The organism is Bacillus sp. BPN334 (genome assembly GCF_008368885.1).
In the GTDB taxonomy this organism is placed as follows: Bacteria; Bacillota; Bacilli; order Bacillales; family Bacillaceae_G; genus Bacillus_A; species Bacillus_A wiedmannii.
The window spans coordinates 193859-209032 of record NZ_QOZW01000013.1; the positions used below are offsets into that span (position 1 = coordinate 193859).

The window sequence follows — 15174 nt, forward strand, 5'->3', positions numbered from 1 at the left end:
AGCAATTATTGTAGGCAAAGCCTTTAACACATCAATTTAGAAAATATCAGTACGAATAGAAGAGATGAGGTAGTAGAAGTTTTACGTCTTCCTTTTAATAGATTTCCAGAAGCAGCTGGACATATATTAAAAGGATGCGATTGCAAATGGGAAAACTGATATTTGTACAATAGATCAGAATGAGCTTCGAAAAGAAGAAAATAAACTTTAAATTATTTCTTTAATTATAGTGAAACTATCAGTATAAAAGGAAAGAAGATCTATCAAACGAAAAAATTGGAACGTTTGATTGAATGACAAGTCTGCTATTTTAATGTTTAAGTTAATAACAGAAATAGAACCTTTTAATAAGTTACTACTTTGTTTTTGTATTGTTGAAAATAAGAAAGGTGAAATCAATGAAAAAATATTGGCATAAGCTATCGTTGCTTCAGAAAAATGTATTACTAACGGTATTAGTAATTCTAACGCTTGTGGGAAGTATGGGTTTGTTAAGCTTTAACATGTTTCAAAATAGTATGATGTCTATATTTGAAAGGCAGTCTTTTGAAACAGGAGATACAATAATAAATCAATTAGATCTAGAAATAGTAAGAGATGTAGCAAAAGACCCCACAGCACAAAGAGTGAAGAAAGAAAAATTGACAGATCAATTAGATAAAGCCATAAAAGATATGAAAAGTGTCGGACAAACATATGTTACAGGAGCCAAGCTAAATGATAAAGCTCAATTACAATTAGTAGCCTTGGATACAGAATTAGCAGATACGGTTTCTGTAAAACTAGGTTCTGTAAAAACAGGTGACTATTATGAGCATCCTACTCATTGGAAGAAGACATACGACCAAGTAATGAAAACGAAACAGGCACAAATGACAGAAGTGTATGAAGATGTACTAGGTACATGGGTAACAATTTTAGAGCCAATTACTGATGAAAATAATAATATAATTGCAATTGTTGCAGCGGATTTAGACGCTTCTATTATTCCTCTTACAAAGAAAGAATTTATAGTGCATGGTTTACTATTTATAATCATTTCATTAACAATCGCAATTACAATTCAAATATTCATCTCACGAAAATCTCTATCGCCTTTAAAGGATTTACAAGAAGGGTTACGTAAAGTTGGTGAAGGGGATTTAAGTATTAAATTGAATGAAGGGTCTGATGATATAGGGATAACTAATATCTATTTCAATAACACTATTAAAAAGTTTAATAGGATTTTAGATAAAGTAAGGCAGACTGCTGAACAAGTTTCAACATCCTCACAGGAATTGTCGGTAAGTACAAAAGAGAATAGCATAGCTTTTAAAGGAATTGCAAGTGCTATTACAGGATTAAATTTAGGAGCACATTCTCACGAATATGTAGTGCAAAAATGTTTAGGAATTGTTCGAGAAATGAAAAGTAAGCTGAAAGAAATTACAGGAGCTGCAGAACAAGTTAGGAATACTTCGGAAGACATGGAACAGAATTCTGGAGAAGGAAAAGATTTGATTAAGGAAATTGTAAATCAAATGAAAAGAATCCAAGATACAGTTCAAGATGTATCTTCTAGTATGTATGCATTAGAAGCACGTTCTAAGGAGATTAGTGAAATTCTTACTGTAATTACAACTATGTCAAATCAAACAAGTTTATTAGCTGTAAATGCTTCTACTGAAGCCTCATGTGATGGAAAGGTGGGGAAAGAATTTTCAGTTGTTGCGGATGAGGTACGTATATTAGCGGAAAAAACCGAGACATCTGCAAGGAATATAGCTAAATTATTTGATGAAACCCAAGCTGAAGCAGATGAAGCTCTAAGATCCATACAGAAGAGTTCAAAGGAAATAGAATCAGGAATAACACTTGTTCAAAGTAGTGGTGTTTTCTTTGAAAAGATTTCAGAATCTGCACAATCTGTTACAAATCAAATTAAAGCGACTTTGAATAATTCAAGTGACATTTTAAAAGATAATCAAACTATTGTTCAGATTGTAAATGAATTTTCATACATTGCAAATACATATGTGAATAGCAGTAGTAATGTAGAGACAAGTATGAACGAGCAAGAACTGTATGTACAAGATATTGCAGAGTTGGCCAATTCTTTAAATTGGCTCTCCCAAGAGTTACAGGAGTTAATAGGGGAATTCAAAAGTAAATAGGATAGGAGAAGGGGGAGGTATAGGTATGACCTATGCCTTTATTTATTCCCATATAAAGTGTGAAAGCTTAGGTATATATGTAAAATGGCTAAGCGAATAAACTTTTTTGCATATTTTGTTGGAAATAGAGCATGATATTACCAAATTCAACGGAGGTGTTTAAAAAATGCAAATTCGTGAAAATAATAATTCAAACGAAATCTTAATAGCAGCTGCAGCAAGTGCAATTGATCAAATGAAGTATGAAATTGCTCAGGAGTTTGGTGTTACACTTGGACCGGATTCAACAGCAAGAGCAAATGGTTCAGTAGGTGGAGAAATTACAAAACGTTTAGTTCGTATGGCGCAAGAGCAGTTATCTGGTCAATATAAAATTCACTAAAGTTAAAGGTATATCCCATAGAAGGGATATACCTTTTTAATTTGCCTTTAAATGAGGATAGTGAAAATTTTTATTGATAGTTAAATTTAGACACTGCAAATTTGGCTGTGAAATTCATCTTCTTCATGTAAGAAGAATTTACTCCTGCTTGAAATTGAACAGAAATATTACCGTCTTTTTGTGCTTTGAATACGCGACCGTATGGTGAATTAGCATTGTATGTGCCAATTACTTGATCATCCGCATCAAAGACTGTATAAGAAATTGGGAACCCGGAATTTTGTACAAAGACCGTAAGTTCTTCCCCTTTACTAAGATTAAATGATTCTTTTTGAGAAACTTCATACGAACTCATAGAGTAATATTTTGTCACCTCTTGAATTTCTAAATTCGCAGTTGCCGCACTCGCTTTTGATGCCTCTGCTCCTGGTAAGTTCATACCTGATAGTACTGCAATTCCTAATGCCCCTGCTAAAATAACTTTTTTCATAATGCTAGTCCTCCTTTAATATATTGTGAGATTTGAAAAGGAAGTGAAAATATCACTTCTTGAAACCATTATAGTTACAACGAGAATGATTTTCAATCGATATTGATATGTAATTCTGCATACATAAGATGTCAATATAAGGTGATCTATCCGAGGTTTAAAGTATTCTTATAGAAGGAGAGAACAACTTTTCAAAACTATGAATGGGATGGTAGCTGGTCTTTACATACGTTGGTTCTATAAGTGAATATTTTGTTGTTTTTTTATTGTGCATTCATTGTATGTAAATAAAAACTCAATTGTTGATAAAATTGTAAAATTTGTAATTATTAAACAAAACAAGGGGGTTATATGTTATAATAAAGCTGCAATAAGGTTCAGCAACCTAATTTTATTGTGTATATTTAGCCTATGTATGTCGTTTGTATTAAAAATAAGAAGTCTCTCAAAAAGAGGCTTCTTATTTTTTGTATGGAGGGGGAGTACAGATGATTGATTATTATCAAATTTTTTATTTACTATCAACATATCTTTTACATACATGTTCAGGGGAATTCCGAAAGTAGAACAGAGATTATTAATGTATAAGGGAAATATTTTAATCAAATATTGATATATAACAATTATTGTATTTTATGTTAATATTAATATGCTAGGAAATGAATTATATAAGACAAATGAAATTATTTGTAATAATAAATTGTAGAAATAAGGGGATTACAGTATGAAACTAACAAAAATGCTTTTAATAGGAGCTACACTTGCTACGACGACATTAACATCGTTAACGAATGTACAAGCAGACACAACGTTTAAAGATGTTCCTGCAAATCACTGGTCTTATGATGCAATTATGCACCTAAAAGATAAAAAAATGATAGCTGGCTATGGAAATGGAATGTTTGGATTAGGCGATAATATTACGCGAGGACAAGCAGCTCGTCTGCTATATGTGTATCTACAGCCATTACTTGTAGGTGATAGGTTTGAAGATCAATTTAAAGATGTAAAAGGTACTATGTTTGAAAAAGAAATTTATGCTGTTGTCAGTTCTGGTCTTATGAATGGATATGGGGATAATGAATTTGGACCAAATGATGTATTAACTCGTGAACAATTAGCGGCAATTTTACAAAAAACATTTAATTTAAAGCAACAATCTATAACTACTTTTAATGATGTAGAAAAAAATTATTGGGCTACTGAGGCGATTAGTGCCCTACAAGAGAACAAAATTGCTGTGGGCACAGGTGACAATTTATTTGAGCCTAAAAAAGTAGTAACTCGTGAGCAATATGCACAGTTTCTATATAATGCAATGCGTAAGTTAGAGAAGCCGGGACAACCTGAAGTAATGCCGTTGGGGATACCGAGATCCATGGTGACAGATGATTTCACTTTTAATAAATCGTTAGTGGATATTGTTCCCGTGTATAGTAAATCTATATCTAAAGAGGCACAGAATCTCATTAAGGAGATAAATGAGAAATATAATCTAGATATAAAGTATTGGGAGACAAGTGCTGTAATATATTTAGCTTCATCTAAAATGGCAAAAGAAAATAAAGATTGGTATGTGCCATTGAGTATAAATGAAAAGGGTGGCAATAATTTTACTATTAGCTTCGAAAACCATAACCCATCTATTGAGTTGACGAAAAGATGGGTTACTATGATATACCCTGATTTAAATCTAGACAAAGAGATTGATAGATTGGTCAAAAATGTAAATGTGGAATATGCATTTGATAAAGGCCGACATAAAATAAAAATGGGACAAATGGCTAATTATAGGACCTGGTACATTTATATTGGTGAATAATTAAGCTTTTATAAGGGGTTAAACTGATAGAAGAAGTTATTATTTTGATTGAAGGAGTAAGGAATTGGATCGAAACAAACATTCATTCTATGTAGTGTAGATTTTTAATAGAGTATATAAGAAAATGCAACGTCTAGGAGCTAATTTGAGTAAAGCTAATAGAAATGATGAAGTTTATAAAAGAAAATAGAGAAGAGCATGTTCGTAAATTAATTGCTAATAACGAGCGGGAAATTGCAAAAAAGAAGAGTTAATCAAAAATTAACTCTTCTTTTTATTTAAAAATAAACTAAATTTCTATACCCGTTATACCACAGTTTATTAATTAGATTGTGTATAAAATCAATTTTTATTCGTTCATATTATTTGGGTTAACTAAAAAACGAAATAAAAAGGATATTTTAGGTTAGGGAAATTTAAAAGGCCTTGTCATTATAGACAGGGCCTTTCAAAAAGGGACACAATTGACAACTGAAGGTGACTTCATATTACCATTTTTGGTATTTTAATTCCAGGTATTCGTGTTGAGAAATAAAATGATTATTTTGTAGAGTGTGAGATGGGGGATACTGCTTATCAATTTTTCAGGACGGGAAGGCAAAAGCAGAATTTTTTATTTGCTTTAAACAAAGGATAGGAGAAGTATTTTTACTTAGCAAAGTGTGTTAATCATAGATCAAAGTTATGTGAAAAAACTGTTTTCAGGATAGGTGTCCTTTTTGTTTTAAGAAGAGAATATATTTTCTCAACAGGACAAATCGTAATCATCTATAAGTACTATTTATAAGGATAATAAGAAAAATAGAAATTAATAATTAAAGGAGAATGCGAAATGAAAACAGTAGTAACTGATAGAGATCTAGCTGAAATCCGTGAAGAAGACGTAGATGTTTTAAAAGTAATGGCACATCCGGTACGATTACAAATTGTAAATGAATTAATGCATCATAAAATGTGTAATGTTACGCAATTAACGGCAATATTAAGACTCCCACAATCTACTGTTTCACAGCATCTTTCAAAATTAAGGGGAACCGTACTTCGTGTAGAAAGAAGGGGATTAGAGATGCATTATTATATAGATAATGCTAAAGCTCGTCAGATTGTAGGAATCTTAGGTTTTTAGGCTAATAGTATGTGAAAAGTTTCCTGTCATGAGGCAGGGAACTTTTCTTGTATGTATAACAAAATTTCCACATTTATAAAGAAACATAAAGCTAAGAAAGCACGATGTCTAGAGTATTTTATGGTGGGGGCACATGTAATTTCTGTAGTTCATGGCTGGAACACAAATGGTATGAATAAAGGTAATCTTAAGCAGTGGTTTAATGCATTTATTGACACTCCCACCTCCAAAGGGGCCAGCTGACTTACGTCAGTGGGATTCTTGCTACCAAAGGCGAAGTCCATTTCTAGTATCGCTGACGTGCAAGATTGCGGTGTGCCATCACCACTCCCGCGACAGACCATATAGGTTCGTGGGCTACGGTACTGTGACCATACCGTGCAGTTTGTTGGTTCTCAAATGTTTTTACGTCTTTTGCATGACGACTTAATACATTTTACGAAGTAGAAGAATTTGCTATTTCAACCTTATATGTATTCGGTTTTCAGAGAACAGTCGTTTTAGAGTCTTTTGCATGACTATGAATAAAGTATACCATGTTTAGCTATGCAAAAACGATACTTTCCCCCCACGTCTAAAGACGGACTAAAGTCCTGCGTGTGTTTCCCGTATCATCAACTCTGTAATGGGGCTATGCTAGTATAAGGAGATCCAATTGTCAGAGCATTTGATGTGGCAGGACATGAGTTTACACATGCGGTTACAAGAAACGAGTCTGGACTTGGGTACGTAGGAGAAGCAGGTGCAATAAATGAGGCTTTATCCGATATTTTAGGTGTAGCTGTTGAAAAGTATGCTAATAATGGGAAGTTTAATTGGACGATGGGAGAATAATCAGGTCGAATTTTTAGAGATATGAAAAATCCTTCATCAATATCTTCTAGATATCCTGAAGATTATAAACACTATAACCATTTACCTATTGATTCTGATCACGATCATGGTGGCGTGCATACAAACTCTAGTATTATTAATAAGGTAGCTTACCTGATAGCTAGCGGTGGTAATCATAATGGCGTAAATGTCCAAAATATTGGAGAAGATAAGATGTTAGATATCTTCTATTATGTGAATACAGATGAATTAAATATGACATCTGACTTTAAAGAATTAAAAGAGGGTTGTATTCTGTATTAGTGTAGCAACAAACTTATATGGGGAAAAATTCATCTGAAGTACAAGCTGTCCAACAAGCTTTTAAAGCAGCTTATATTTAATTTTTATATAGAATAAAGTGTCAGCTTTTATATACTGTTACGTATAAAAAACGTTTTGTATTATAAGCAAGTACATGCTATTTATATGATAAAAACTTATTATAAATGAAAAGATTTTATTTGTAATTAATCAATTTTTTCGTGAAAAAGTAGCATCATTTGTCAATTATTAATTAAAAATATAAAAATAATTTGGGTATAATATTTTCTGAGAAATATAAAAATTGAGTCTAAGTAAGTAAAAGTTGGTTTTGATTATGTTTAATTTTAGACATCTCTTTGATCTGTATCCACTTAAGTTAAATAATTTTAAAGTGATTTCTCAAGGAAAGAAATAATAATTATATATTATTTTTTTCATTTTTTCCTATACTGTTATATTTTATGCAATTTTGATTTATTATATAAACTATAGTTAGAACATCTAGAAAAAGGGGTGTAGATATGGAATGTAATATTATTTCTGTACTAAATATGAAGGGAGGGGTAGGAAAGACCACGCTATCATGCAACTTAGCCTTAGAATTAGCGCAAAAAGGAGCAAAAGTTCTCGTTATTGATATTGATCCGCAATTTAATACAACTCAGACACTATTTAAATACTATGAAGGTAATGTTGATAATTACACACAATTACGTAATTCTGATAATACTGTTAGAGGTATATTTACAAAAAAATCTAGGGGGGTCGTAAGAAGGGAGGAACAAGGACAATCAGAATTTAATCCAATTTACACATTAAGTAGTAAAACAGATACAACTTTGAAATCTTTAGATATTATACCTGGAGATTTAAGGTTAATTGTAGATGTAAATACTACCGCTGCGGATAGATTTAGTAGCTTTTTTAAGAGGAAGGACTTAAATTCTCTATATGAGTACATAATAATTGATTGTCCTCCTACCTGGGGACAATTAACTTCAGTGGCCTTATCTGTATCAAACTATTATTTAATCCCGACAAAATTAGATGAGTTTTCAACAATTGGTATAACAATTTTATCGGAACAATTAAGTGATAAGGTTGCAGGGGTAGATGGGGAATTAAAATGTCTTGGTGTAGTTTATATGATGTTAAATGAAACTTCATCACCGACAGGAATAGCTAGAAGACATAAGGATTTTAAGGAATCTATTGAAGAATTTTATGAATCAATGGCTCTTGAAGTGGAGTCAGAAGTAAAAGAATTTGATACAATTATATATAATAAACCTGCTATTTCAAGCTCTTCTGTAATATATAGGAAACATACACAGTACCCAGAATTAAAAGAACGAGTTTTAGATTTAATAGATGAAATTGAGAAAAGACTATCTATAACAGTGGAGGTGTAATAATGGATGCAAAATTAGCAGAATCCTTACTTAAAGGAAAAAAATTTAGTTTTCAAGAAAAGAAAATTTTATTTATTGGGATAGTTAATCAAACTATATACGATACATTCATATTTAACAATAACATAGACTTAAATACATATCTAATGCCATATGAACTCTATTTAAATAATAATGAACCATTTAAGGATTATTTATATAAATCTAGAACATTGTTATCTGCAAGGGTTACTCGTTTAATTTTAAATAATGATGATAGGGATCTTACATCTTTATTAATAAATGAACATATAAATTTTATGAATCAAAATTCAACTCCAAGTACTGATAAAAGACGTAAAAAAGAAAATGATAGCAATTTGTTAGATGATATTTTAAAGCAAAGAAAGAATAATAAATATGAGTAATTATCAAGAAAATTTATCGGATAGAATATTAGAGGATTATCATAAGGTTGAAATGATAATTCAAGAAAAGTTAGGAATACCTATATGTGAATGGACGGAAATGGATTTAATTAAGGATTTTCATAAATCCCTTTATATTTATAAAGAACTGTTAAGTGAAATTACCTTAGCTGAAGATCCAAAAAGTTATTTTTTGGAATCACTAAATGGTTTGATGGAATTTTTGTGGGTTATTTTATGCGGAAAATATAGGCTATCATCTATGACTTTAAGAGGCTCAATGGAAACTTATGCAAAAGGTTTATTAATACACCTTATCGGCAGATCTACTGATAAGTTCTCAAATAATATTGAATCAAGTTTTAAAAATATAGTAGATCAAATTAGCACTTCTCAAGGTTTAAATAGAAATAAAAAGGATAGTTTGAAAAAATTAATGAATCAAAAGTTTGCTGATAAGGTAAAGCAAGAATATTGGGATTTATCAGATGTAGTACATTCACGTGAAACAATGTTTAATGCTTGTAGTGAATACATAGATGATATATTGTCCATTGTTAAGGAAGAAGAGTTATTAATCTTAATGATGAACAAAGTGAATAAAATCCTTAAATATTTTATAGAAATTCTAGTTATTTCTAATTATGAGGATTTAGATAATAATATGAATTATTTTATTTTTAAAGATATTAAAAACAGGCTTAGTGATGAATTTAAAGAGGTAAACAATATTTTCATTTAGAGGAGAATTAAAGTGAACGTTTAATTAGGTGTTACTTTTAAAATAAATCCGATTAAAAATATCTCGGGAATTGTATTTTATGGTAAATGAGAATGTATATTTTGAAAAAAGGATCGAAATGGAGTATTTTATAGTATATTTAAGTATTAATTTTTAAAAAGTTTAACTATTTATTATCTTAGATTTCACATAATAGCGTCTGGTTGTTGAAAAAAATCCTCCATTCCAAACAGGATTTTTAATCAGATTTGTTTACAATCAATACATCGTTTTATAAGCGATAGGACTGTCTTATAACCAGTACAATCGATATAAGGCGAAGGCTAAGGATTATTAGCATAAATAATGAGATTTTTACAGGCAGTTTATCTTCAACCTATCTTATATACTTGTTGAGCATGTATGATAAAAAGCATGGCAGATTATGTCATGCCTTTAATTTTTTTAACAGTATTTACAGTCTATATTTTATTTTGGTGAATTAATGATAAAAATGATGTGGAAAAGCTTGAGAAAAGGATTAAGAAATATGAAAATCAAGATAAGATATTAAACATTAACTAAACTATATAAGGAAGTGAGTAACAATGAAGAGAAAAATATCAGTTGTTGGTGCGGTAATTGTTAATGAAAATAATGAAGTCTTATGTGCATTACGTTCTCCTAAAATGACGTTACCGAACTATTGGGAATTTCCAGGTGGTAAGATAAACAGGGGAGAAGAGCCACAAGCTGCATTAATTCGAGAGATAAAAGAGGAGCTTGGGTGTAGAATTGTTGTAGATGAGAAGGTAGAGGAGGTCGAGTACGAGTATGAAACTATTGTTGTTCATCTTACTACATATAAAGCAAGAATATTGGAAGGTGAGCCCAAAGCTCTTGAGCATGCAGAGCTAAAATGGACGAGTATTAAAGGTTTAAAGCAATTAAAGTGGGCACCAGCTGATATTCCTACCGTAGAAGCACTGTAGGAATATTTTAATGAAATATCCTTGAGAAAAATAACTCTATTATGTAATATATAATTATATTATTTGCTTATTAGATTCCGTTTATTCCCACACATTATGTGTTGTGGTTGAGTTGTAGAAGCAAGTTTTGTTCTTGTTTCAATTTTGAAAGGGCTTCTTTGAGCCGATTAGTGTATACAGCTTATTTTGCTATGCACAATTAATCGACTTAAAGGAGTCCTTTTTGGTTTGTTTAAGTGGGTATATAAAGTAGGTTTTAAGCTAAAAAGAAATATGGTTGTTTAGAAGGAATGTGTAGTGATGAATTAAAACATTTAGTATCTAACGAAAAGAGCTATATAAAATCACAGTAAGGATGTTCTTAAGTAGAGACAAGAGACAAAAGTTATAAGTACATGGTGAGAGTGAGTTCTCTAATTTTAAAGAGAACCTAATAATTCATTTATAGAAGAGGAGAAGGCCAAGTGAGAACAACTCGATAAAGATACGTAATTAATGGGAATATGTAATAGAACATAAGACTCTACATAATGAGATTATTGAATCATTTTCAAATAAACATCTACAGTAAGAAAAAGAACTGGAAGCCATTTTACTTGGTGGTAGTTTTGCTTCTGGAGAAATCTCAATTTTAGAGTAAAGGGATATAAAATGTTTTTTAGTGGTTACAGGTGGGAATAGTTTAGGAGTAAAATAGAACTTATATCACGTGATTTAATAATAGAGTATGTGCTGCCTTCGTAGATATTTCTGTGATATATATTTAATTTATGAATTGCAAAAGTAAATTTCATGAGAGAAATTCTAATAAATTAAGAAAAGTACGATAGATGAGTAATATACACTTAAACAGACTATTTGCTAACCATAGAAGAGTTTTTTTAGTATTATATTTATTAGAGAATACAGCGTAGTAAATAAACGCCTTAGGAGAGAATATATGAATCATTTTATTGTTATGCAAGGACATACTTATCAAGAGGAAAAAGAATTAGAAATTATTTGGTCGCCTAAAAAGGATAGAGGCGGTAATGTACCACATTCATGGAAAAGAATGATGGATGTAAAAAATGGAGATCGAATCTTTCATTATGTAAAAGGGGACATTGTAGCGGTTAGTATTGCTGAAGAAGATTGTAAAGAATCGAATAAACCGTCGATTATGAAAAGTCATGATCAATGGAATGATGAGGGCTATTTGGTGTCTTTAAAATATCATGAGTTGGAAAAACCAATTAATATACGTGAGAAATTTGAAGAGATATCGCAGCTGTTGCCAATTAAATATTCACCTTTTCAATCAGATGCAAAAGGAAATCAAGGATACTTATATCCATGTAATGAAGAATTAGCCCTCAAATTAATTGAACTAATTAGTGATTTAAACATTTATGAGAAGAAAAATGAGCAATTAGAATTATCAGTTGATGAGGTAAGAAGGACTGAAAATAACACATTAATTCCTGTGATATCTGAAACGGAATCAGAGGTAAAAGCTACAATTCGAATTGGACAGCAAAAATTCAGGAAAGCATTAATGGAGCTATGGAACGGAAAATGTGCATTATGCGGAATAAATTTGCCAGAGTTATTAAGAGCAAGTCATTCAAAGCCATGGAAAGATAGCACAAGTATGGAGCGATTAAATTCTTATAATGGTGTGTTACTTTGCTGTAATCATGATGCCTTGTATGATAAAGGGTTCATTACATTTGATGGACAAGGCCGATTGCATATTTCTCCATTGATAGTAGAAACAGATTATTTAATATTTGGATTAAGACCCAAAGCTAAGATAGAAATTCATCTAGAAAATAAATTATACTTTAAGTGGCATAAGAGGAACATTTTTAAAACAAAATAGTATAGTTCATAATTTCAATTGTATGAAGAACATAAGAGAATTGAAGGAGATTGCTACATGTGTAAATGTTATCAATGTGGTACAGAAATGATTATGCAATTGCAAGATAGGTATAGAGAATATTGTCCAAAATGTCATGATCTCAGGCAAAGTAGCTTAGTATATTATAATTTACATGAGCTACTAGAATATATGGAAGCAAATGAATACATGAGTAAGGAAAGTATGTTACATAACTTTCTAAAGTGGGAATTTGAGTTAACGAATGGAAGTGTATTTAAGTTATATTTAGATGTGGATAGATACAATCAAGTCGGTGATGAGAGCCTTTCAAAACAACTAGAGGAATATATGAAAGGAATCCGATTAAAATTAAACGTTAAATATGAGGACGATTATATCTGGATTAAGGTGGATTAGTTGAGATTCTATATATAGTGCGTGTTATTTTGAAAAGATAGTATGAAAAAGAGAGGAGATTAATAGTGATGCAAGATTTACAAAAGGCAGTAATAAAATTCCGAGATGAGAGAAATTGGGGTCAGTTTCATAATGCAAAGGATCTGGCAATTTCATTAAATTTAGAGGCAGCAGAATTACTTGAAACTTTTCAATGGAAGTCTAGTGAAGAAGCAACAGAAACTAAAATGCAGGAAATGAAAGAAGAAATAGCAGATGTGATGATTTATTTGCTTATGTTAAGTGATAAATTGAATATTGATTTAGAAGAGGAAGTACATGCCAAATTACTCAAGAATGCAGAGAAATATCCAGTAGAAAAGGCATTTGGAAAAAATAAAAAATATAATGAACTGTAAAACGATTAACGTTTTACAGTTTTTTTGAAATAAGTATGTAAAAGAAGAGGGATGGGAATTTGAATGGGATGTGTGTATTGGATTCAAATGGTATACAAGATTCACCATTCTCAAATATTCATTAACTTAAAAATTGGGGGTCATTTAATTGATATCAGTTGCAGCAAAATTATCTTCATTTGAAATAATTAAGAAGAAGCGAAAAGATTTTGAGAAAGGCTGTACGAAAGATTTTGAAATTGATACAGTACCAGTAGTCTACATTCAACGAGATAAGAAAAGTTTATATGTAGGTAAGTCCACAGATATATATGAGCGTTTCGTTGCACATTTAAGTGATGAAAGTAAAACATTCAATGAAGTTATCGTAATAAAAAGCGAATTATTTAATGAAAGTTCAATTAAGCATATTGAAACATTGTTAATTGAATATTTATCTGCAGATGATACATTTAACTTACTGAATAAAGTAAGGGGCCAAAAGATTCATTCTTATAGCGGGATTGAAAATGTTCAGAGTATGTTTAAAGAAATTTGGAATCATTTAATTGAAGAAGGGATAGCTAGTGAGAATTTAGGCGAGATACATAATAAATTTATTTATAAATATTCACCATTTAAAGAGCTATCGGCTAATCAAATTGAGGTTTGTAAAGACATTTTTAATACGATGCTTACCACATCAAATAGTCGACATTTGATTACAGGGGATCCGGGTACCGGAAAAACAATTGTATTAACAAACATCTTATATGCGCTTGCTTATGACAATGAAACTGGTAAAGCACGAGAGGGCTTGAATTATGAAGATATAGCACTTGTTGTTCCGCAAAATCATTCATTAAATTTATATAAGAGCCTAATGAACAAACTAGGTCTACAAAGTATTACAGTACTGTCGCCTTCACAATTTATTAAGCAGGCAAAAAGTAGGGGCACAAAATATAAATATGTTTTTGTGGACGAAGCGCATCGTCTGAAACAATATTTTGGTAAACAAGCACGTGATTTAAAACATTTAGTCACTGATAATGGTTATACAACTGAGTTGGAGTTAATAGAAACCTTCGCGTATCACTTAACTGTGGTTTATGATCCATACCAAACTATTCGACCTGCAGATATAGATACAGATGTATTCCAACAGTTGACAGTGAATTATAAGAGGCATCCCTTACATAAACAATTCCGTTTAAAATCTGGAGAGCAATATTTAGCATGGCTGCGTAAATATCTACAAATAGCAAATAATGTTGGTGTTTATGAGGAAGGATTATTACAGGGTTATGACTTTAAAGTAATGGACTCTATTACAGAATTAAATGATTCTATCAAATCTTTAAATAAAGAATATGAATTATGTCGTGTAGTTGCAGGCTATTCTTGGAAATGGGCTACACAAAAGGATAAGAATCTATATGATATAAAAGATCCTGTTACAGGTAATACATTTATATGGAACTCAAAGGTAAAAGATTGGATTAATTTTAAAAACAGTGTAGATGAAATAGGGTGTATTCATACTACCCAAGGTGCTGATTTAAATTATGTTGGAGTGATCTTAGGAGCAGAAATTGATTGTTATTACACAGGTGAAGAAAATGGAGACTATGATTTGAATAAAGCAAAAATCATCGTCAATCCAAAAGAGTATAAAGATCGAAACGGCCTTCCTATTAAGGGGACTGATTTAAATAATGAAGAGTTAACAGCCTATATTAAACGTATTTATTATGTATTATTATCACGAGGGATAAATGGATGTTATGTCTATGCAGTAAATCAAAATATGCAAAGATATTTAAAGGAAATAATAAAAGTAAGTCAATAATTAGGAAAAGGGG

General features: G+C 31.0%; 13 protein-coding genes and 1 pseudogene. 13 read left to right on the plus strand and 1 reads right to left on the minus strand.

Annotated elements, in window-relative coordinates; all coding sequences use genetic code 11:
- Positions 1-398 precede the first annotated feature (398 nt).
- Both DN393_RS21335 and DN393_RS21340 read left to right on the plus strand, forming a co-directional pair.
- A complete protein-coding gene (locus tag DN393_RS21335; protein ID WP_149173867.1) occupies positions 399-2156 on the plus strand; it encodes a methyl-accepting chemotaxis protein in 1758 nt (585 codons plus the stop codon).
- A 166-nt stretch (positions 2157-2322) separates the two neighbouring features.
- Positions 2323-2538 carry an alpha/beta-type small acid-soluble spore protein gene (locus tag DN393_RS21340; RefSeq protein ID WP_070169552.1) on the plus strand — a complete coding sequence of 72 codons (216 nt, stop codon included), beginning with the start codon at positions 2323-2325 and terminating at the stop codon, positions 2536-2538.
- Between the two features lie 70 nt (positions 2539-2608).
- Here DN393_RS21340 and DN393_RS21345 read toward each other — a convergent pair whose 3' ends face one another.
- A complete protein-coding gene (locus tag DN393_RS21345) occupies positions 2609-3028 on the minus strand; it encodes a hypothetical protein (RefSeq protein WP_149173868.1) in 420 nt (139 codons plus the stop codon).
- Positions 3029-3752: 724 nt separating this feature from the next.
- Between DN393_RS21345 and DN393_RS21350 the strand changes: the two genes are divergently transcribed.
- The 11 genes and pseudogenes from DN393_RS21350 (at position 3753) to DN393_RS21405 (ending at position 15161) form a co-directional block, all read left to right on the plus strand.
- Positions 3753-4850, plus strand: coding sequence for an S-layer homology domain-containing protein (locus DN393_RS21350; protein WP_097818941.1), 1098 nt, complete (start codon positions 3753-3755; stop codon positions 4848-4850).
- Positions 4851-5682: 832 nt separating this feature from the next.
- Complete coding sequence (locus DN393_RS21355; protein ID WP_149173869.1) at positions 5683-5976, plus strand: ArsR/SmtB family transcription factor; 294 nt, start codon at positions 5683-5685, stop codon at positions 5974-5976.
- A 624-nt stretch (positions 5977-6600) separates the two neighbouring features.
- Positions 6601-7193: pseudogene (locus tag DN393_RS21360) on the plus strand (M4 family metallopeptidase); the annotation flags it as partial.
- A gap of 444 nt (positions 7194-7637) precedes the next feature.
- A complete protein-coding gene (locus DN393_RS21365) occupies positions 7638-8528 on the plus strand; it encodes a ParA family protein (RefSeq protein ID WP_149173870.1) in 891 nt (296 codons plus the stop codon).
- A 2-nt stretch (positions 8529-8530) separates the two neighbouring features.
- Complete coding sequence (locus DN393_RS21370) at positions 8531-8935, plus strand: hypothetical protein (protein ID WP_149173871.1); 405 nt, start codon at positions 8531-8533, stop codon at positions 8933-8935.
- Entirely contained in the window at positions 8928-9677 is a 750-nt protein-coding gene (locus DN393_RS21375) for a hypothetical protein (RefSeq protein WP_149173872.1), read from the plus strand. Before DN393_RS21370 ends, DN393_RS21375 begins: the two co-directional genes overlap by 8 nt.
- A gap of 587 nt (positions 9678-10264) precedes the next feature.
- The gene (locus tag DN393_RS21380; RefSeq protein WP_149173873.1) at positions 10265-10648 is read left to right on the plus strand and encodes a (deoxy)nucleoside triphosphate pyrophosphohydrolase; all 384 of its coding nucleotides are present in this window, start codon (positions 10265-10267) and stop codon (positions 10646-10648) included.
- Positions 10649-11588: 940 nt separating this feature from the next.
- A complete protein-coding gene (locus DN393_RS21390) occupies positions 11589-12512 on the plus strand; it encodes an HNH endonuclease (protein ID WP_149173874.1) in 924 nt (307 codons plus the stop codon).
- Between the two features lie 57 nt (positions 12513-12569).
- A complete protein-coding gene (locus DN393_RS21395; protein ID WP_149173875.1) occupies positions 12570-12932 on the plus strand; it encodes a hypothetical protein in 363 nt (120 codons plus the stop codon).
- 68 nt (positions 12933-13000) lie between these two features.
- Complete coding sequence (locus tag DN393_RS21400) at positions 13001-13330, plus strand: nucleotide pyrophosphohydrolase (RefSeq protein ID WP_149173876.1); 330 nt, start codon at positions 13001-13003, stop codon at positions 13328-13330.
- Positions 13331-13478: 148 nt separating this feature from the next.
- Entirely contained in the window at positions 13479-15161 is a 1683-nt protein-coding gene (locus tag DN393_RS21405) for a DUF2075 domain-containing protein (RefSeq protein WP_088047562.1), read from the plus strand.
- The last annotated feature ends 13 nt before the right edge of the window (positions 15162-15174 follow it).